15 protein-coding genes and 2 tRNA genes are annotated in these 19864 nt (G+C 61.8%); 11 read left to right on the forward strand and 6 right to left on the reverse strand.

All coding sequences use genetic code 11. The features are described from left to right. The first annotated feature begins 134 nt into the window (after positions 1 to 134). From FNZ07_RS21645 to FNZ07_RS21670, 6 genes are all read left to right on the forward strand, one after another. Positions 135 to 2627 carry a TonB-dependent receptor plug domain-containing protein gene (locus tag FNZ07_RS21645; RefSeq protein WP_245811636.1) on the forward strand — a complete coding sequence of 831 codons (2493 nt, stop codon included), beginning with the start codon at positions 135 to 137 and terminating at the stop codon, positions 2625 to 2627. A 168-nt stretch (positions 2628 to 2795) separates the two neighbouring features. Then, positions 2796 to 3797, forward strand: coding sequence for an LLM class flavin-dependent oxidoreductase (locus tag FNZ07_RS21650; protein WP_091016209.1), 1002 nt, complete (start codon positions 2796 to 2798; stop codon positions 3795 to 3797). 41 nt (positions 3798 to 3838) lie between these two features. Then, entirely contained in the window at positions 3839 to 5161 is a 1323-nt protein-coding gene (locus FNZ07_RS21655) for an LLM class flavin-dependent oxidoreductase (protein WP_091016213.1), read from the forward strand. Positions 5162 to 5190: 29 nt separating this feature from the next. Continuing rightward, positions 5191 to 7002, forward strand: a complete 1812-nt coding sequence (locus FNZ07_RS34310) for an amino acid ABC transporter permease/ATP-binding protein (RefSeq protein ID WP_091016216.1) — start codon at positions 5191 to 5193, stop codon at positions 7000 to 7002. A 40-nt stretch (positions 7003 to 7042) separates the two neighbouring features. After that, a complete protein-coding gene (locus FNZ07_RS21665; RefSeq protein WP_091016218.1) occupies positions 7043 to 7984 on the forward strand; it encodes an ABC transporter substrate-binding protein in 942 nt (313 codons plus the stop codon). A 36-nt stretch (positions 7985 to 8020) separates the two neighbouring features. After that, a complete protein-coding gene (locus FNZ07_RS21670; protein ID WP_091016221.1) occupies positions 8021 to 9064 on the forward strand; it encodes an LLM class flavin-dependent oxidoreductase in 1044 nt (347 codons plus the stop codon). Between the two features lie 150 nt (positions 9065 to 9214). Here the strand turns inward: FNZ07_RS21670 and FNZ07_RS21675 are convergent. Continuing rightward, positions 9215 to 9301 (reverse strand) — tRNA-Leu (locus tag FNZ07_RS21675). Between the two features lie 155 nt (positions 9302 to 9456). Continuing rightward, a tRNA-Leu gene (locus FNZ07_RS21680) sits at positions 9457 to 9543 on the reverse strand. Positions 9544 to 9814: 271 nt separating this feature from the next. Here FNZ07_RS21680 and rnr point away from each other — a divergent pair. After that, positions 9815 to 12331, forward strand: a complete 2517-nt coding sequence (gene rnr, locus FNZ07_RS21685) for a ribonuclease R (protein WP_177228314.1) — start codon at positions 9815 to 9817, stop codon at positions 12329 to 12331. Positions 12332 to 12458: 127 nt separating this feature from the next. After that, entirely contained in the window at positions 12459 to 13205 is a 747-nt protein-coding gene (gene rlmB / locus FNZ07_RS21690; RefSeq protein WP_091016223.1) for a 23S rRNA (guanosine(2251)-2'-O)-methyltransferase RlmB, read from the forward strand. Positions 13206 to 13304: 99 nt separating this feature from the next. On the opposite strand, the gene FNZ07_RS21695 is transcribed toward rlmB, so the two are convergent. Together FNZ07_RS21695 and FNZ07_RS21700 are read right to left on the reverse strand one after the other, a co-directional pair. Then, positions 13305 to 14189, reverse strand: coding sequence for a hypothetical protein (locus FNZ07_RS21695; RefSeq protein ID WP_143098134.1), 885 nt, complete (start codon positions 14187 to 14189; stop codon positions 13305 to 13307). A gap of 158 nt (positions 14190 to 14347) precedes the next feature. Continuing rightward, on the reverse strand, positions 14348 to 15109 hold the full coding sequence (locus FNZ07_RS21700) for a hypothetical protein (protein WP_143098135.1): 762 nt from the start codon (positions 15107 to 15109) through the stop codon (positions 14348 to 14350). Between the two features lie 205 nt (positions 15110 to 15314). On the opposite strand from FNZ07_RS21700, the gene rpiA reads away from it, so the two are divergent. Further along, complete coding sequence (gene rpiA / locus FNZ07_RS21705) at positions 15315 to 16010, forward strand: ribose-5-phosphate isomerase RpiA (protein ID WP_091016230.1); 696 nt, start codon at positions 15315 to 15317, stop codon at positions 16008 to 16010. 28 nt (positions 16011 to 16038) lie between these two features. Here the strand turns inward: rpiA and FNZ07_RS21710 are convergent, their stop codons facing one another. Both FNZ07_RS21710 and FNZ07_RS21715 read right to left on the reverse strand, forming a co-directional pair. Beyond that, positions 16039 to 16554, reverse strand: a complete 516-nt coding sequence (locus tag FNZ07_RS21710; RefSeq protein WP_170275814.1) for a TonB family protein — start codon at positions 16552 to 16554, stop codon at positions 16039 to 16041. A 91-nt stretch (positions 16555 to 16645) separates the two neighbouring features. Continuing rightward, positions 16646 to 17890 (reverse strand): glycosyltransferase family 4 protein, encoded by a 1245-nt coding sequence (locus tag FNZ07_RS21715; RefSeq protein ID WP_091016235.1) that lies wholly within the window; start codon positions 17888 to 17890, stop codon positions 16646 to 16648. A gap of 210 nt (positions 17891 to 18100) precedes the next feature. Here FNZ07_RS21715 and FNZ07_RS21720 point away from each other — a divergent pair, with 210 nt between their 5' ends. Both FNZ07_RS21720 and FNZ07_RS21725 read left to right on the forward strand, forming a co-directional pair. Further along, positions 18101 to 19297 carry a glycosyltransferase family 4 protein gene (locus tag FNZ07_RS21720; protein WP_091016860.1) on the forward strand — a complete coding sequence of 399 codons (1197 nt, stop codon included), beginning with the start codon at positions 18101 to 18103 and terminating at the stop codon, positions 19295 to 19297. A 114-nt stretch (positions 19298 to 19411) separates the two neighbouring features. After that, entirely contained in the window at positions 19412 to 19846 is a 435-nt protein-coding gene (locus FNZ07_RS21725) for a helix-turn-helix domain-containing protein (protein WP_091016862.1), read from the forward strand. Positions 19847 to 19864 lie beyond the last annotated feature (18 nt).

Consider the following 19864-nt stretch of genomic DNA (forward strand, 5'->3'; position numbering starts at 1 on the left):
AAGGCACGATCCACACTGCTCCTGGTGAGCGGTGGGGGAAGTGCTGTGTTCGCCGACCATCAACGGGGCAGTCGATGCGCAGGAACAGCGGAAAGAATCAGATCGGTCACACCGACACAGGAGTTCGCAGGACGATGATATCGGTCGCCGCATTGGCGATCACATGCAACGGCACGGCGTGGGCACAGAGCGCGACTGCGACTGCGCCGGCGCCGGTGCAGGTGAGCGGTGCCACGGCCGCTGCAACGGCAACGACAGGAACGCAGCCCGCGCAAACATCAGCCGCGCCGCCCAGGCAGCCCGCACTGCAGCTTGCGTCGAGGCAGGCCGGCGCAACCAGCGTCGTACTGCAGGACGCCGTGGTCGTGACCGGCACACGCACCAGCACGAAGGCGAGCCAGAGCCTTACGCCGATCGATGTGATCAGCGCGGCGCAGTTGCAGGCCACCGGGCAGAGCAACCTGCGGGACGCGCTCGTCAAACTGTCGTCATCGATCACGCGTGAGACCTATGCCGGCGACACGGCACAACTGACCGACGCGCTGTCGCTGCACGGCCTCACACCGGACCACGTGCTGGTATTGATCAACGGCAAGCGCCGTCATACCACGGCGAATATCGCGCTGGACGGCGGCCTGAACCAGGGGTCGACCGGGGTCGACATCGACATGATCCCGGTTGGCCTCATCGATCACATCGAAGTCCTGCGTGACGGTGCGTCGGCGCAGTACGGTTCGGATGCGATTGCCGGCGTGATCAACATCATCCTGAAGACTAAAACGCATGGCGGATCGCTGGAGACCACGAACGGCCAGACCTACGCAGGCGATGGTTTCAAGAACGGCGAGTCGGCCAGTCTCGGCCTGAATCTCGGCGATCAGGGCTACCTCGATCTCGCGGCGGAATACGACCGCCAGAACCATACGGTGCGCACCGGCCCCGACGATTACTTCGGAACCTTCGCGCCCGGGCACGGCTACTACAACCCGATCGAAGGGAATCCGGCCAGCACGCGCGAGTCGGTCGGTTTCAATGCCGGCTACCACCTGAACGACGACGTCGAACTGTATGGCTTTGGGACCTATGCGCATCGCGATGCACAGGCCTATCAGAACTATCGTCCGCCTTCAGTGCTTCCACAGGTTTATCCAGGCGGCTTTGTCCCGACGGAGACCGTCAGCGAGAACGACTACTCGATTACTTCCGGTATCAAAGGCCAGCAGAACCTGTTTGGCTGGTCGTGGGATCTGAGCACGACCTATGGCGGCGACCATGAGCGCATCGGCATCGACAATTCGGCCAACACCGGGTTGTTCGCCGCGCAAGGCTACACGCCAACCAGCTTTCACCTTGCAACGGTCAGCAACACGCAACTGACGAACAACCTCGACTTCTCGCGTGCATTCAATATTCCGTTGCTGCCGGCACCGGTGAATGTATCGGTTGGCGTCGAGCAACGACGCGAGACCTACAGCGTAGGCGCGGGTGACGAAGCGTCGTATCTGGACGGCGGTGCGCAGGCGCTGCCGGGTCTTGCGCCCGTCAGCGCGAGCGACAACTCGCGCAACGTGCTCGGCACCTACATCGACCTGTCCACTCATCTCACACCGAAGTGGACCGTCGATCTGGCGGGTCGCTTCGAACACTACAGCGATGTCGGCGATACGACGAACGGCAAGGTTTCGACACGCTACGACTTCACACCGCAGATCGCGGTGCGCGGCAGTGTGAGTAGCGGATTCCGTGCGCCGTCGCTCGCCGAGGAGTACTACAGCAACGTGAGCGAATCACCGGCGTCGGTCTTCGGCCTGCTCGCGGCGAATTCCGCTGCGGCGAAGCTGATCGGCGCGCAGCCGCTGAAACCGGAGGAATCGACCAACTACAACGTCGGCCTCGTACTGACGCCAACCAAAGACCTGCATCTGACGATCGATGCGTACCAGATCGACATCCGCAACCGGATTGTCGAAGGCGGCACCGCATCGGGCGCGTCCGCGATCGCAGCGATGGAGGCCGCGGGGTTGTCGGTGCCGGGCACGATTCCGGCTTCAGCGGTGTCGGCAAGCTACTTCACGAACGGTGCGAGCACGCGCACTCGTGGCATCGACCTGTCGGGGACCTGGCACACCAGTTTCGGCGTTTATGGCCAGGTGGACTGGGATCTTGGCGTGAACCTGAACACGACCTCGGTCACGCAGGTGGCCACCGGCGCGAACGGCCAGCCGGAACTCAATGCGCAGCAGATCGGCTGGCTCAGCACGTCGACGCCGAAGAACAAGATCATCGTCGGCGGCACGTGGCATCTCGACAAGTGGGGCGTGAGTCTGCACGAGACGCGCTTTGGTCCGACCTCGAGCGAGCAGACCTACATTGTCGGACCCAATGCATTTTCGACGACGCAGTTCATTCACTTCCAGAATGCGGCGAAGTACATCACCGACGTGGAGGTCCGTTACGACGTGACGAGGAAGTTCGAGATCGCCGTGGGCGCGAACAACCTCTTCAACGTGTATCCGAACAAGTTGCCGTATGAAGCGCAACTCGAAGGCGGGCATTACGACGCCTATGCCTCGACGATCGGCGAGGACGGCGGCTTCTATTACCTGCGGGCACGCTATGTTTTCTAGGCGTGTTCCAGGCATGTTCTAAGCGTTGCGTGGTTCCCGTCATATGCATAGCAATATTTGCTCGAACGATGCCGCGTTTCGCTAGCGATAATGGAACGAACGGGTGTCGCCCGACAAATTCCCCCAACTCTTTCCTACGTGCCTTCCGGTGCGGCGGCAGGTATCGATATGTCTTATTCCCTTTCGATTCTCGACAAAAGTCCGATTGCAGAAGGAACGAGTGCGCACGATGCATTGCGCTTTACGATCCGGCTCGCCCAGCGCGCAGAAGCCTTGGGTTATCAGCGTTACTGGATCGCCGAGCATCATGGCTCGTCGGCGCTGGCAAGCTCCGCGCCGGAGATCGTGGTGTCCCATCTGCTCGCGCATACGTCGCGTATAAGAGTCGGCTCCGGTGGCGTGATGCTTCAGCATTACAGCCCGTTTAAGGTGGCCGAATCGTTCCGGGTGCTGGCGTCCCTCGCGCCGGGTCGCGTCGACCTTGGCATCGGCAAGGCGCCAGGCGGATTGCCGCTAACCACGCGTGCGCTGCAGTGGTTTCACGACAAGACAAAGAAGCCCGATTTCGCTCACCAGCTCGAAGAACTCGATGCGTTCCTGAAAGCAGGCGTGGCTGTCGATCATCCTTTGGCGGGCGCAGTCGCGTTGCCTACGCCGCCTGAAGCACCGCAAGGCATCCTGCTCGGCGGTAGTCCAGAAAGCGCAGCGTTGGCCGCGAAACATGGCTGGCAGTTCTGCTATGCCGGTCACTTTAATGGCGATAGCGACAACATCGAACGTTCGATTGACGTCTATCGCAACGCGACGGGGCGCACGCCGCTGCTCGCGCTCTTTGCGTTTGCCGCGCAATCGAAAGCTGAAGCGCAACGCCATGTCGGTCCACTGCGCATTTTCAAGTTGCGGCTTGCCACGGGGCAGAGCGTCAATCTGCCGAGTCCTGAAGCTGCAGCCGAGTTCGCGCGGCAAACCGGCGTGACCGACTACCGGCTCGACGAACTGCATCCGCACGTCGTCACCGGTACACCGGATGAAGTGCATCAGGAACTCGACGCCTTGCACGAACGCTTCGGCATCGAGGAATTCGTCATCGACATTCCCGTAGCGGACTACGCGCTGCGCCTCGCTGCGGTTGAAGCGCTGGCTGTTGCACAACAGCCAGCACGCGTCTGATCTCTTCGCTTCTTACTCTCTTTCGTTTACCGGACCACACCATGACCCAGCGAAACCTCACTTTCGGCATCATGCTGCACGGCGCAGGCGGTCACATGAATTCCTGGAAACATCCCGCCGGACCCGCCGACGCCAGCGTGAACCTCGATTTCGTCACCGGTATCGCGCAGAAGGCCGAGGCGAACGGCGTGGCGTTCGCGTTCGTGGCCGATGGCCTGTATATCAACGACAAGTCGATTCCGCATTTCCTGAACCGCTTCGAACCGATCTCGATCCTGTCGGCGCTCGCAGCCTCGACTTCAAAGATCGGTCTGGCAGGCACGCTGTCGACGTCGTACAGCCACCCGTTTACGGTGGCGCGACAGTTCGCGTCGCTTGACCTGATTAGCGGTGGACGGGCAGGGTGGAACGTCGTGACTTCGCCGCTGGAGGGTTCCGCGAAGAACTACGGGGGCGAGCATCCCGATCACGAACTGCGCTATGAAATCGCCGACGAATATCTGGAAGTCGTGCAGGGACTCTGGGACAGCTGGGATGACGGCGCATTCGTGCGCGATCGCGAAGGCGGACGTTTCTTCGATCGCGAGAAACTGCATACGCTCGACCACAAGGGGCGGTTCTTCGAAGTGGCCGGACCGATCAACATCCAGCGTTCGCCGCAGGGGCAGCCGGTGATCTTCCAGGCAGGGTCGTCGGATTCCGGAATCGCGCTCGCGGGCAAGTACGCCGATGCGGTGTTCACTCACTCGCCTTCGCTCGAAGAAACGCGCGCGTTCGCAGAGAGTGTGCGGCAGAGCGCGGTGGAACACGGGCGCCTCGCCACCGACGTAAAGATTTTCCCGGGCATCGGCCCGATTGTCGGTGCAACGATAGCCGAGGCTGAAGCGAAGTATCGCGTGATCCGCGATCTGCTCACCGTCGATGAAGCGCTCGCGTATCTGGGCCGCTTCTTCGAACATCACGACTTTACGCAATACCCACTCGACGAACCGTTCCCGGATCTCGGCGATCTCGGCAAGAACAGTTTCCGTTCGACGACCGACCGTATCAAGGCCGAGGCGCAGAAGAAGGGCTCGACGTTGCGCGAAGTCGCACTGGAAGTGGCGACACCGAAGACGCAGTTCATCGGCACAGGCGAGCAGATTGCCGACGAGCTGATCCGCTGGTTCGATGCGGATGCGGCCGACGGTTTCATCCTCGGTTTTCCGGTGCAGGCCGAAGGTTTCGGCGATTTCGTCCGCTATGTGATCCCGGCACTCGAAGCGCGCGGCCGTTATAGCCGCACGCTCGCCGGGACGACGCTGCGCGATCACCTCGGGCTGCCGCGACGCGTGAGCCGCTACGCAACTGCAGAAACGGCGTAACCGACAGTTCGCACAGCGGGAGACAGATCATGAGCGATACCACCCAGCAGTTTCCGGGCACGGTCCCCGTGGGCCGTCCTGGTCACCCCGGTCACCCGGCCGATGACACAGCAGGCGCGGAATACGCGCACTACCGGATCGTCCCGGCAAAACATCACGCACGCACGGCAGGAACGGTACTGGCGATCGCGCTGATCGGGATCGTACTGAACTCGGTGCTTGGCAATCCTCGCTGGGGCTGGGGCGTTTTTGCGGAGTGGTTTTTTGCCGGGCCTGTGCTCGAGGGACTCGCGCGCACGCTCGTGCTCACCGGGCTTGGCGCACTGTTCGGTTTCGCGCTCGCGGTCCCGCTCGCACTGGCGCGCGTGTCGCGCTCGCCGCTGCTGGCCGGCTGCGCGTGGGCGTTCATCTGGCTATTCCGCTCGATCCCGCCGATCGTGCTGCTGCTTCTTCTGAACAACCTCGGCTATCTGTACGAGACGATCTGGATCGGCGTGCCGTTCACTCACATCGCGCTGCTGAATCAATCGACCACCGATCTGATCAGCCCATTCTTCGCGGCGGCGCTCGGGCTCACGCTGAACCACGCGGCGTTTTCGGCCGAGGCGATTCGCGGCGGGATTCTGTCCGTCGATCACGGACAGCGTGAAGCTGCTGCCGCACTCGGGTTGCCGGGGACGCGCCAGGTGCGACGCATCGTGTTGCCGCAAGCAATGCGCGCGATCCTGCCCACCGCGTTCAACGACGTGATCGGTCTTGCGAAGGGCACGTCGGTCGTCTACATCCTCGCGATGCCGGATCTGTTCTACACGGTGCAGATCATCTATCACCGCAATCTCGAGGTGATTCCGCTGCTGATGGTCGCAACGGTCTGGTATCTGATCATTCTCACGGTGTTGTCGGCGATCCAGGTTCACATCGAACGGTTCTATGCGCGCGGCGCGACGCGCGAGCAGGTAGTGGCGTCGCCGTTGGCTGCGTTGTTCAAGCACTGGCGCAACGCGCGCGCTGCGGCCCGACTGGCAACGCACGCTCAAACGTCCGATGCGGGCACGACAACCGGCTGGGCGCAGCGGCGCGTCGGCGGCAAGGTGGGTATTCACAATGTATCGAAGAGCTTCGGCGCGCTGAAGGTACTCGATAACATTTCGCTCGCGATTCCCTCGGGCAGTGTCACCGTGATTCTCGGGCAATCGGGCTCGGGTAAATCGACACTGCTGCGCTCGATCAATCACCTCGAGCGCGTCGACGACGGCTTCATCGACATCGACGGCGATCTGATCGGCTATCGCCGCGACGGACGCACGCTCTACGAGCTCAAGGAGAAAGACGTCCTGCAACGGCGCCGTGCCGATGTCGGCATGGTGTTCCAGAGCTTCAACCTGTTTCCGCACCTGAGCGTGCTCGACAACATCGTCGAGGCGCCGCTGGCATCGGGCGTACCGCGCGGGCAGGCGGAAGCCGAAGCGCGCGAACTACTCGCGCGAGTGGGGCTTGCCGACAAGGCCGACGCGTGGCCGCGCCAACTGTCGGGCGGCCAGCAGCAGCGCGTGGCGATTGCGCGCGCACTGGCGCTCAAGCCGAAGGTGCTGCTGTTCGACGAGCCGACATCGGCGCTCGACCCGGAGCTCGTCAACGAAGTGCTCGACGTGATCCGCCAGCTCGCACGGTCGGGCACGACGCTGATCATCGTCACACACGAAATCGGCTTTGCACGCGAGGTCGCGGACACGATCGTGTTCATGGACGGTGGACGTATCGTCGAAACGGGTTCGCCGGCAAGCGTGCTCGGCGATCCGGCGCAGGCGCGTACCCGCGAATTTCTCTCGAAGGTGCTGTGATCGCATGCGACGTGGACAACGCTACGACTCGAAACAGCTCATGACTCAACGGCGCACGTTCCTGATCAACCTGAGTGCGCTGGCTGCGATGCCGCTTGTTTGCCCGGTTGGGTTTGCACACGCCGCAACGCAGTCTTTCGATTTCAGCGCTGAACAGAAAGAGCGTGTCCGCGCGCCGAAAGATGCCGCCGCATCGAGCGGGCTCGCCGGCTATCGCTTCGTCACCCCTGGCGTGTTGACGGTGGCGATTTCGCCATACGCTGCGCCTATTGCTACGTATGCAACCGACGCCCGCAGTGTCGTGGGCTCCGATCCCGATTACGCGCAACTGGTCGCCGATGCACTCGGTCTGCATTTGCAACTGGTCCCGGTTGCGTGGGCGGACTGGCCGCTCGGTCTCACATCGGGCAAGTTCGATGCCGTCATCTCGAACGTCGGCGTCACCGAGAAGCGCAAGCAGAAGTTCGATTTCACGACCTACCGGCTCGGGTTGCACGGATTCTTTGTGCGGACCGACAGCGCGATCAAGACGATCCGCGAACCGCAGGATATTGCGGGGCTGCGCATCATCACGGGCTCCGGGACGATTCAGGAGCGCATCCTGCTCGAATGGAACCGGCGCAACGTGGCGCATGGACTGAAGGAAGCCACGCTGCTGTACTACGAAGATGAGGCGTCGGCGCGCCTGGCGCTGCTGTCGAAACGAGCGGATGCGATCTTCAACCCGGATGCGCCGCTTGCCTATGAGGCCACGACACAAGGACAGATCCGCCAGGTGGGTACCGTCAACGCGGGCTGGCCGTACAAGGCCGATGTCGCGATCGCGACGCGCAAGGACAGCGGTCTCGCGCCGGCGCTGACGGTCGCGACGAACGGCTTGATTCGTGGCGGGCAATATCGCGCTGCGCTGGCGCGTTGGGGCTTGCAGACGGAGGCTATCGATCGTTCGGAAACCAATCCCGCGGGATTTCCGGATGCGTGAGCGAGGGCATCGTAGGAACCACTACAGGGGCGAAGTATGTGTGCCGTGCGTATCGATCATCTTGCTTTCCTGACGCCGGGCAATTACCCGGACGACGCGCCACGCGCCGGCTTCGAGCAAACACTTGAACTGTTCGGTGTGGGCGAGGCACTGGGTTACGACAGCGCGTGGGTGCGTCAGCGTCATCTGGAGCGGGCGGTGTCATCGTCGGCGACGCTGCTCGCTGCGGCGAGCCAGCGCACGACGCGCATCGGACTCGGCGCGGCGGTGATCCAGATGGGCTACGAGAATCCGTTTCGCCTCGCCGAAGATCTCGCGACCGTCGATGTGCTGTCTCGTGGGCGCCTCAATGTCGGGCTGAGCGCCGGTACGCCGGCACACGGCATCCTGCTTGGCGACCGGCTGTTCGACGCGAATCCGGAACTGATCGATTTTTCGCATGCTCGCATCGAGCGTCTGCGCCGCAATCTCGCGGGGGAATGGCTCGGCGACGACGACGCTTTCGTCGAATCAGCGGCAGGTCGTGTGCGGCCGCGCGTGACGCCGTACGCGGCAGGTTTGACTGAGCGGCTCTGGTATGGCGGCGGTTCGCAGCGTTCGATCGAATGGGCCGGTCGCAACGGGTTCAATCTGCTGCTCGGCAATATCACGTCGGGCGAGGGGACCGACGATTACCGCGACGCGCAGCTACGGCAACTTGAGCTGTTTCGTTCGCAGTGGAGCGAAGCGCGCGCACCGCGCATTGCGCTGGGCCGTGTGATCGTGCCGACCGACGGCGCCGATGCGCCGACGCGGCAGCGCTATCGCGAGTTTGCCGAGAAGCGCCACGCGCGTACGCTGGCTCCGCATGGCGAGCGGCGTACGTTGTTTGCGCCCGATCTGGTCGGTTCCGCCGATGAAATTGTTAGTCGCCTGCTCGATGATCCGGTGGTGGGGCAGGTAAGCGAACTGCGGCTTGAGTTGCCGTATGACCTGCCGTTTGAGAACTATCAGCAGATTCTTGAAGACTTCGTTACGCGGATCGCGCCGGAGCTGGGCTGGCGGCCTGAGACTGCGCGCGAGCCCGTCGCGGTTGGGTAGCTTTGCGAAAATTTGACGTTGTATGGGGTCGTGGTGCCGCGGCAAAACTGGGCGCGTAAAGGGCGCGCGCCTTCTGGGCGGCCCAAAAACAAAACGCTCGCAAAGGCGAGCGTTTTTATAAGTCCTGCAACTGATCTGAATCTACTTCGCTGGTGCCCAGGAGAGGACTCGAACCTCCACGGTGTTGCCACCGCTAGGACCTGAACCTAGTGCGTCTACCAATTCCGCCACCTGGGCATCCTTCAGGTCAAGCCGTAATTTTAGCGGGATGATGCATTGTGTCAATTGGAAGTTGAAAGCGACCAACTCAACTTATCTGCTGCGCGTGCATTCAGCGAAGTAAAAAACAAACCGCAAAAAGAAAAGCCGCCCGAAGGCGGCTTTCCGATGTTTGGTGCCCAAGAGAGGACTCGAACCTCCACAGTGTTGCCACCGCTAGGACCTGAACCTAGTGCGTCTACCAATTTCGCCACCTGGGCAGGTGTCTGTCTTTGCCGTGTTACTCAGTCAGTCGTGTTGCTTGTGACCAGAGCAAAGAACGCAATTATAACCGTCGGGCGAAAGCTGTCAAGCGTTTCGAACGTACCCCAAGGTGCCGCCCGGTTCGTCCGGTTGCTGCGACGTCGAGCGCCGCGTGGCGCGGAATACGGGTGTTAGAATGCCTCGCAGAAGTCTTTGGGTCGGCGCGCGGGCGCCTTGGGCCCACCTCCGGGCGAGCCGGTTCGGTTGAGCGCTGTAACGAGCCGCGTCATCTCGCCACGACGTTCACGCAACGAGAACAAGATCATCGACAAGCCCTTGAGCAAATATCCGTACCCGATTCCGAGCCGCGAAGAAATCCTCGGCGTGCTGCGCACGAGTGAAACACCGCTTGCCGCGAACGACATCGCCGAAGCGCTGTCGATCAAACGCCAGGAGCGCGAAGGATTTTTCAAGCGCCTCGGCGCCATGGAGCGCGACGGCCAGATCCGGCTCGATCAGCGCGGTCATTACCAGCTAACCCATCCGTCCAACTTCGTCGCCGGCCGTGTGCAGGGGCATCGTGACGGTTACGGTTTCCTCGTGCGCGACGATGGCCAGGACGATCTGTTCCTACCTACCGGCGAAATGCAAAAGGTCATGCACAACGATCGCGTGCTTGCGCGCATCGTCGGCTACGACCGGCGCGGGCGGCCCGAAGGCCACATCGTCGAGGTCACCGACCGTGCGAACCGTCGCGTGATCGGTCGTCTGCTGAGCGAGAACGGCGCCATGATCGTCGCGCCGGAAGACAAGCGCATCGGCCACGACATCCTCGTCACGCAGAACACGAAGAAGGCGAAGGTCGGTCAGGTGGTGGTGGTCGAGCTGACCGACTTCCCGAGCCGTCATTCGCAACCGCTCGGCCGTGTGGTCGAAGTGCTCGGCGATATCGACGACCCTGGCATGGAGATCGAGATCGCGGTGCGCAAGTATGGTGTGCCGCACGAATTCGATCGCGCCGCACTCGACGAAGCCGCGAAACTCCCCGACGAAGTCCGTCCCTCCGATCTGCGCCATCGCGTCGATCTGCGCGACGTCCCGCTCGTCACGATCGATGGCGAAGACGCACGCGATTTCGACGATGCCGTGTACTGCGAGCCGGTTACGGTCGGTCGGGGCGACGGCTTCCGTCTGATCGTTGCGATCGCCGACGTGTCGCATTACGTGCTGCCCAAGGGTGGCCTCGATGCCGATGCGATCGAGCGCAGCACGTCGGTGTATTTCCCGCGCCGCGTGATTCCGATGCTGCCCGAGAAGCTGTCGAATGGCCTGTGCTCGCTGAACCCGCACGTCGATCGTTGTGTGCTGGTCTGCGACATGATCATCACCGAGCGTGGCGAGATCAAGGGTTACCAGTTCTATCCAGGCGTGATGCATTCGGCCGCGCGGCTCACCTATACCGAGGTGGCCGCCGTCCTGAAGAATACGAAAGGCCCCGAGGCGACAAAGCGCGCCGCGCTGATGCCGCAGCTGCAGAACCTGCACGGCGTCTATAAGTCGCTGTTCGCGGCGCGCCAGAAGCGCGGCGCCATCGACTTCGATACGACCGAGACTTACATCGTCTGCAATGCGCAGGGCAAGATCGAGCAGATCGTGCCGCGTACGCGCAACGACGCGCACAAGCTGATCGAAGAATGCATGCTGGCCGCGAACGTCTGCGCGGCCGACTTCATGAAGCGCAACAAGCACCCCGGTCTGTATCGCATACACGCGGGGCCGACGGCCGAACGGCTCGAAAACCTGCGTACGTTCCTGCGCGGCATGGGGCTGACGCTCGGCGGCGGCGAGTCGCCGCATGCGAGCGATTACGCGGCGTTGATGGCGCATATCCGCGACCGCCCCGACGCGCAGATGCTGCAGACGATGCTGCTGCGTTCGATGCAGCAGGCCGTCTACAGTCCCGACAACATCGGCCACTTCGGGCTGGCTTACGAGGCGTACGCGCACTTCACGAGCCCGATTCGCCGTTACCCCGATCTGCTCACACACCGCGCGATCTACGCGATCCTGCAAGGCAAGAAGTACAACCCGGAAGCGCCGGAAGGCGTCGTGCTGAACACGGCGCTGTCGCCGCGTGCCCGCGCGATGCAGCAGGCCGACGACGAGAAGCGCGGCAACCGCCGTCGCGAGAACACGGCGATCTGGGAAGAGCTCGGTCTGCACTGTTCGGCGAACGAGCGCCGCGCCGACGAAGCCTCGCGCGACGTCGAAGCCTGGCTCAAGTGCTACTTCATGCGCGACAAGCTCGGCGAGGAATACGGCGGGATGGTGAGCGGCGTGACGTCGTTCGGCATCTTCGTGCAGCTCGATGCGCTCTTTATCGAAGGGCTCGTGCACGTCACCGAGCTCGGCTCCGATTACTTTCAGTACGACGAGATCAAGAACGAACTGCGCGGCGAGCGTACGGGCATTCGCTACCGTTTGTCCGATCGCGTGCGCGTGCAGGTGAGCCGCGTCGATCTCGACGCACGCAAGATCGATTTCCGGCTCGTGCGCGATGCGCCGGTCAAGCCGCCGGCAAGCCGCGCGGGACATGCGGAGAAAGCGGTGCTCGAAACGGGCGGTGGGGCGCGCGTGCGTTCGTTGCCGCCGGCCGAAGGGGCGCGTCGCAAGAAGCCTGCGCCTGCGCAAACGGCTGAGGTGAAAGAAGCACGTGCTGCTCGCGGAGCGGCGAAGAAGCGTGGCGTCGCGCAGAAATCGGCACCGAAGTCGGCGCCGAAACCGCAGACGCGCAAGAAGCGCTGACGTTGTCTTCAGTTTCGCCGCGCGCAGTCGGTATCCGTACCGCACTGCGCGCGTTGTGCATTTTTCAGCAGGTTTTTATCAGAACTAGAAGCGCATCGTCGATCGCTTAATCAAAGGTTGTTCAGTCATGTCACGTCTCAAGGTTCTATACGGTTTCCATGCAGTGACCGCGCGTCTGCGGCACGATGCGTCGACGGTCGAAGAGGTCTATTACGACGCGACGCGGCGCGATCGCCGCATGCAGGAGTTTCTGAATGTGGCGAAGGAGGCGGGCGTCCGTCTGATCGCGGCCGATGAAACGCGTCTGTGGGGGCTCTCGCATACCGAGCGCCATCAAGGCATCGTCGCGCGTGCCAGCGATCTGCCGCTCGCGCAGAATCTCGCGGAACTGCTCGACAGTATCAATGGGACGGCGTTGCTGCTGGTGCTCGACGGGGTGACCGATCCGCACAATCTCGGCGCGTGCCTGCGCGTCGCGGATGCCGCCGGTGCGCATGCCGTGATCGCGCCGCGCGACCGCGCAGTCGGACTCAATGCGACGGCCGCGAAAGTCGCGAGCGGCGCGGCGGACACGGTGCCCTACATCACGGTCACGAATCTCGCGCGTGCGTTGCGCGAACTGAAGGACGCCGGCGTGTGGGTGATCGGTACGGCCGGCGAAGCAACCAAGAGCCTCTACGAGACCAAGCTCGATGGACCGGTTGCGCTGGTGGTCGGTGCCGAAGGCGAGGGGATGCGACGTCTGACGGGTGAAACCTGCGACGAGGTCATGCAGATTCCGATGGCAGGTACTGTGGAGAGTCTGAATGTTTCGGTGGCGAGTGGGGTTTGTCTGTTCGAGGCGGTCAGGCAGCGGGCGGTCCTTAAGAAGTAAGGATCTGGCTGCGTTTTGACTGCCGATTTTCGCCCGGTCATTTGATAAATTAAAATTCTATAGTGAGGCGAAGTGGTTGTTTTCGCCCCACTATTTAATCTATTGACCTGTGATTAAAAAATTTACTGCTTTGTCAATTTCTGCGCCAATCATTATAAGAGTTTTAGGGTTGTTGTCGGTCTTGCCAAAATAAAGAATTCCCGACGCTCGAAGCTCTGATAAATCGCATTGCGGCGTTTTCTTGTAGGAAAAATACATATCATAGGCGTTATCTTTTTTCCTTGGCGAAATCCGCCCTTCACCTGTGCATGTTCCCGGTCCTTCCAGTTCGGCATTTCCATTCTTGTCCATCATGAGGAATGCCGGTGCATTCACGCTGAGGTTCGCGGTGTCGGTAGATCCACTGTAAGACGTTCCACGGATATTGATACCTACAGCGGCTGGTAGCTGATCGAGGCTCGCAGTCTCTTCGCTACTACTGCTGTAGTTTAGCGAGAATGGAATGCCGGCCCCTGGGGCTGGCTGATGGGCCCCCTCTGGTACGTAGTTCAGATGTCCCGTGATGGCCTTCTTTGTCACGTAAGATCCGGACATCTCGCCAAGTCCCTGCTTATCATTATGATCTATCGTAAAATCGGAAACATCAAAAACGAAATTGGCGCTGTCCGCGTTTCTAAGCCCCCCGGTCAGAATATGGGTTGAATTATCTGTTTTATTTGTGGTGACCAGATGCATGGTGCCATTATCCAGGATAATTCCCGTGATAGTTTTTCCGTCTCCGGTCGTCCCTGTATAGATTCCCCTAACATCATTAATGGTCGAGGAAGATGGCGATTGGGTTGGCGACGTAGATGAGGGCGTATTTGCTGGTGCACTATCGCCGCCGCCTCCACCGCATCCGTAAAGAGCGAAGGTCGCGATTATCGCAGAAACGAATAAACATCTGTTTTGTTTTAAAAAATCCCGCTGAACCCGCAATTTCAAAATTGATCTCCCGTTGTAGTTGTCAGGTACGGCCCGACGACGACAGCGTAGAGCGATTTCAGAGTAATTACAATAACCATACGGCATTATTAAAGCACATTAACAGGCCTGCCCGAAAAATCCAGGCAGGCCGTACCGCACTCTTATTACCTCGCGTCCTACTTTTTAGTCACATCGAACAGATAACCGGTCTTGCGGTCGCTCGTGGTCAACATCCCTCTGAGCGACCGATCGGTACTGTTGAAATACGCCATACCGCTCAACGACTGCCCGGCGAGTGCACAGTCAGCACCGGCAAACGTCGCCGTCACGTTGTACACGTTGCCACGTACCCGTGTCGCCACCGTGCCCGTAGACGAACACAGCACGCCGGAGAAATTCGCCGCGCCGCCTCCTGCCAGCGTCAAACTCACCGGCGCGAGACTGCCTCCTTGCCCAAAGCTCGCCACAAAGAACCCCGAGTACGATCCAGCGATCGACGTGAGCGCCGGCGTTTTCTCATAGTCGGCATCGTAGTTCCCGGTAAAGGTCGCGCTTCCTGTGCCGTTCGTATACGCGATCGTCCCGTTCAGCGACTTCTTCTGCGTGTACGACGCGCTGACGCTACTGGACACTATGCCCAGCCCCTCGAGATTGAAGTCGCGCGCATTGTCCGACGAGAACGACCCGCTCTTCGACGTGCCGTTGCCCACCACGACGCCGCCAGGCATCGCGCTGCTACCGGACACCGAGTACATGACGTAATACGTGCCGTCATCGAGCACGAACGCATCGATTTGCCGGTTATTCGAGGTGGTCCCGTGGTATATCCCTTCGGCGCTGGTTGCAGGAGCAGGGCCGGTGTTATCTCCACCACCGCCGCCACCGCCGCATGCCGTCAGCGCAATGGCCATCCCCAGTGTGGTTACTGCTGTTTTCATGCTTCCCTCGTTATAAAAATGTAATTTCCGTGTAATGACGGCGGAAGCATGTTAGCCGCGGTGAGGGATTACCGTGAAGAGAGGCAGGTCTAATTTAGTTTTAAATTTTCGCCAGGTCGTTAAACGGCAAGCGGCGGCGGCCTGAAATCCAGCGACGCGCCGCGACTCCGGTAAACTCGATGCTTTTCCGCCTTTCGCCCTCTCCATGACTCAAGACGAACTCAAGCAACTGGTCGGCCGCGCCGCCGCCGACTACGTCAACGCCAACGTGCCCGAAGGCGCCATCATCGGCGTCGGTACCGGGTCGACCGCGAACTGCTTCATCGATGCGCTCGCCGCGAGCCGCCCGCGTTATCGCGGGGCGGTGTCCAGTTCGGTCGCGACGACGGCGCGTCTGCAGTCGCACGGTTTCAAGGTGTTCGATCTGAACGAGATCGATTCGCTGCCGGTTTACGTCGACGGTGCCGACGAAATCGACGCGAGCGGTGCGATGATCAAGGGCGGCGGCGGGGCGTTGACGCGCGAGAAAATCGTCGCGTCGGTGGCGGATGTGTTCGTCTGCATCGCGGACGCCTCCAAGCGCGTAGCCGTGCTCGGCCAGTTTCCGCTGCCGGTCGAAGTCGTGCCGATGGCACGTACCGCCATCGGTCGGCGCGTGACGGCGCTCGGTGGCGTGCCGGTGGTGCGCGTCAAGCAGGACGGCACGCCGTTCATCACCGACAACGGCAACGAGATCATCGACGTGAAGGGCCTGCAGATCCACGATCCGCGCGCACTCGAAGCGCAGATCAATGCGTGGCCGGGTGTGGTGACGGTGGGTCTGTTTGCGGCGCGCGGCGCCAACCTGTGTCTGATCGGTGCGGAGCACGGCGTCGAAACGATCGAATACGGGCAGCGTTAAGCGTATTCGTGCGCGCCTGCAACGGACACTAGTTGCAGGACGTCGCGCTGCCGACCGTCGTGCAGGTATGGGCTGACCAGTGGGTCTCCGTGGACAGTCCCAGCCGCGGACTCGACGCGAAACGCAGATCGATGCGTGTCGCCGGTTGTCCGGTCGGCGCGTGCGGCAGTGGCGCTGCCGCGGCGATCGCCTGCGCGGCCAGCGTGTCCCACGCGGCATCGCCGGTGCTGTGCAGCAACTGCGCCGATGCGACGCTTCCATCAGGCGCAAAGCGTACCGATACGATCGACTCCGGATACCCGGCACGATCCCTCGATGCAATCCGCAGATTGGTGCTGATCAGACATCCGGTATAACGCGACCACTGTGGGCGCGTGAGTTGATCGAGCGAGTCGGGTGCCGGTTGGCCCGATTGACCCAACCGCTCACGGCATAGCCGCACGATAGTCGCGCTGTCGGGCACGCTCGGCCTATCGCTTGTGCAGGCTGTCAGCACGGCGAGCCCCAGCGCCAATATGACTCCCCCCAACACGCGCTGTTTCATTGTCGTTCTCATCGCCGGTTGATCGATGGGACGATTATAGGCGCTGCATTTACAGACGCGGCGCTAGCCGAGGCACAGCCGGCTCGAGTCGTCAGCGCACCGTATCCGCGATCGCATCGGTCATTTTCCGCACATACATACCCAGCGAAAAATCGCGTTGCGCATCGGCTTGCGCCTTTTCGGCAAGACGTTGTGCAAGATGCGGCGACACGCGCAACGTTCGCATGGCTCCGGCGAGCGCTTCGACATTGCCGGGCTCGACGAGCCAGCCGTTGCGCAGGTGCCGCACGATCTCGGTGACTCCACCGGCCGCGGTCGCAATGACTGGTCGCCCAGCCGCCATCCCTTCGACGATCACGCGACCAAACGGCTCCGCATCCGTCGACGTATGCAACACGACGTCCATCGCTTTCATCCATAGGGGCATGTCGTCGCGAAAGCCCATGAAGTGCACGCGCTCGCTCACACCGAACTGTGCCGCGAGTTCATGCAGATGCTGGACATAGTCATCCTCGCCGAACAGCGCGGCGCCGACCAGCACGAGATGTGCATCCGGCACACGGGCAAGCGCGGCAATCGCGATATGCTGGCCTTTCCACGGCGCAAGCCGGCTAAAGAGTCCCGCGAGCCACGCATGTTCGGGTAGTCCGAGGCGCCCGCGCAACGCGATGAGATCGGCGGGGCTCAATTTGCCCACTGCATTGAACGCGTCGGTATCGATACCGTTGTGCACGACCGGCGGCATATCGGCCATGCGTCCGGTGAGTTCAGCGAGCGATTGCGCGGACGCATGCGAATTCGCGACCACACGATCGACCGCGAGCCGCACGAGCCACTTCACCACGAGCCGCTGTGCGAATCCGAAATGCTCGGGCGACATGATGTCGTGCAGATGCCAGATCACGGGCCGCCGATGCAGCGGCTTGCCGAGCGCGCCGATCACGAGCGCTTTTTGCGTATTCAGGAACAGCACATCGTAGCGTTTCGCCACGTCCGCGATTGCACGCACCTGACGCACGATACCGGGCAATGCGCGCAACCACCCGAGCCGCAACGACTGCCTGCCGATACCCGACACACGCGCATTGCCGATCACTTCGACAGGCACGCCAAGCGTTTCGAGCCGCGCGCGAAACGGTCCATCCGACAGCAAAACTACCTTGCCGCGCGCAGCACATGCTTCAGCGAGCGGCAGCAGCGAAAACTCCGCACCACCGAGCTGACCGCTTTGATCGACGAATAGCACCGACGGCGCGTCAGCATTGTCGTGAACAACAGTGTCGCTATCGGCGGCACGGGCGAGTGGGAACGGCGAAGCGATACGAGGACTGTTCATCGTCGGGCAAGCGTAGCAAGAGAGGTAACAGAGACGGGCGTAGCCGGCGGCTCGCCGGATCGGTCCACACACGCAACCGGCGAGTTTCCATTATTCGCGCGTTGTCTCACGCGCAGTGTGGCCGCGCGCACGCACGGCCGCAGACACGCCCCGTACACTCGGTTGCGTGGCGAGGGTTTGTCCGTGCGCCGTCCTACAGGTATCGAAATGATGAGAGTGGCGATCGTGCACGACTGGCTCGTAGCTCCCGGCGGAGCGGAGAAGGTGCTGGAGCAGATCATCCAGTGCTTTCCCGACGCCGACCTGTTCAGCCTGGTCGATTTCCTCGAGGACCGAACGCCGGTGCGCGGCAAGCCGGTCACGACGTCGTTTATCCAGCGTCTGCCGTTTGCACGGCGCCGCTATCGCGGCTATTTGCCGTTGATGCCACTCGCTATCGAGCAGTTCGATCTGTCGGACTACGACCTGATCATCACGAGTTCGTACGCGGTGGCCAAGGGCGTACTGGTCGGCCCCGACCAGACACATGTGAGCTACGTGCACTCGCCGATGCGCTACGCGTGGGACCTGCAGCATCAGTACTTGCGCGAAGCGCGTTTGATGCGCGGACCGCGTTCGTGGGCCACACGTGCGTTGCTGCACTATCTGCGCGGCTGGGATGCGCGTTCGGCGAACGGCGTCGATTGTCTGATCGCGAATTCGCATTTCGTCGCGCGCCGGATGCTCAAGACCTACCGCCGCAACGCTGTTGTGATCGCGCCGCCGGTCGACGTGCACAACTTCGAACTACGCGAACATAAAGACGATTTCTATCTGACCGCATCGCGGATGGTGCCGTACAAGCGCATGGATCTGATCGTCGAGGCGTTCACCGCAATGCCGCAGCGAAAGCTGATCGTGATCGGCGACGGCCCGCAGATGGCCGAGCTGCGCGCGAAGGCCGGCCCCAATGTACAGATACTCGGCTATCAGCCGTTTGCGGTGCTGAAAGACCATATGCAACGTGCCCAGGCATTCGTATTCGCCGCCGAAGAGGATTTCGGCATCGCGGTCGTCGAAGCGCAGGCGAGCGGCACGCCGGTCATCGCTTACGGCAAGGGTGGCGCGCTGGAAACTGTCGTGCCGCTCGGCGAAGCACAACCGACCGGCGTGCATTTCGCGCAGCAGAGTGTTTCCGCCGTACTCGATGCCGTCGATCGTTTCGAGCGGCATCGCGCGGCGATTTCACCGGCTGCGTGCCGCGCGAATGCCGAGCGATTTTCTGCGGCGACGTTTCGGCGCGCGTTCATGGTCGAAGTGACGCGCACGATTGCGGCGGCTGGTGCGCGCGAGCGCAGCAGTGCATCGCGGCCCGCGGACCTCGCGTGGCCACGCGATTCCGCACCGGGGAGCATGTGGGGCCGTTGAGCGCGGACACCACAAGCAGGTTCATTAATCAAGACCAACAGACAGCCGTCATTCGTTCGTGGGGAGACTCAAGTGGACTGCAGGCGGCGCGTGGACGAGGACGAATCGACGCATATGAATGCCGATCGCATTGCGGGACCTGCGGGACCGCTTTCCGCCATCATCGAAGCCTGGGCCGCATTGCAGGCCCAGGTGCCGTTAAAACCCGTGCGCAGCGAGACGGACTTCCAGAGGATGACGCGGCTCGCCAGCGAACTCACTGATCATCTGCAAGGTGACGCACAGCATCCGCTCGCGGATCTGCTCGGCGTCGTTACCGACCTCGTAGGCGTGTGGGGCACACGGCATGTGGAAGTACTGCCGGAAGCCGCGCCACGCGACGTGCTGCGTCATCTGCTCGAGACGCACAAGCTGCGGCAGAAGGATCTGTCCGACATTGCGTCACCGACCGTGATCAGCGACATTCTTGCGGGCCGGCGAGCGATCAGCAAGAACGTCGCGAAAGCGCTGGCGGTGCGTTTTCATACGGACGTGGCGCGGTTTCTGTAACTGCGCTGGCTGCTGGAT

The organism is Paraburkholderia megapolitana (assembly GCF_007556815.1).
GTDB classification, from domain to species: domain Bacteria; phylum Pseudomonadota; class Gammaproteobacteria; order Burkholderiales; family Burkholderiaceae; genus Paraburkholderia; species Paraburkholderia megapolitana.

Bases quoted from the DNA above. Each gene is read 5' to 3' on its own strand.
- FNZ07_RS21645 (WP_245811636.1), top strand. From the start codon at position 135: ATGATATCGGTCGCCGCATTGGCGATCACATGCAACGGCACGGCGTGG.
- FNZ07_RS21650 (WP_091016209.1), top strand. From the start codon at position 2,796: ATGTCTTATTCCCTTTCGATTCTCGACAAAAGTCCGATTGCAGAAGGA.
- FNZ07_RS21655 (WP_091016213.1), top strand. From the start codon at position 3,839: ATGACCCAGCGAAACCTCACTTTCGGCATCATGCTGCACGGCGCAGGC.
- FNZ07_RS34310 (WP_091016216.1), top strand. From the start codon at position 5,191: ATGAGCGATACCACCCAGCAGTTTCCGGGCACGGTCCCCGTGGGCCGT.
- FNZ07_RS21665 (WP_091016218.1), top strand. From the start codon at position 7,043: ATGACTCAACGGCGCACGTTCCTGATCAACCTGAGTGCGCTGGCTGCG.
- FNZ07_RS21670 (WP_091016221.1), top strand. From the start codon at position 8,021: ATGTGTGCCGTGCGTATCGATCATCTTGCTTTCCTGACGCCGGGCAAT.
- rlmB (WP_091016223.1), top strand. From the start codon at position 12,459: ATGTCACGTCTCAAGGTTCTATACGGTTTCCATGCAGTGACCGCGCGT.
- FNZ07_RS21700 (WP_143098135.1), bottom strand. From the start codon at position 15,109: ATGAAAACAGCAGTAACCACACTGGGGATGGCCATTGCGCTGACGGCA.
- rpiA (WP_091016230.1), top strand. From the start codon at position 15,315: ATGACTCAAGACGAACTCAAGCAACTGGTCGGCCGCGCCGCCGCCGAC.
- FNZ07_RS21710 (WP_170275814.1), bottom strand. From the start codon at position 16,554: ATGAAACAGCGCGTGTTGGGGGGAGTCATATTGGCGCTGGGGCTCGCC.
- FNZ07_RS21715 (WP_091016235.1), bottom strand. From the start codon at position 17,890: ATGAACAGTCCTCGTATCGCTTCGCCGTTCCCACTCGCCCGTGCCGCC.
- FNZ07_RS21720 (WP_091016860.1), top strand. From the start codon at position 18,101: ATGAGAGTGGCGATCGTGCACGACTGGCTCGTAGCTCCCGGCGGAGCG.
- FNZ07_RS21725 (WP_091016862.1), top strand. From the start codon at position 19,412: ATGAATGCCGATCGCATTGCGGGACCTGCGGGACCGCTTTCCGCCATC.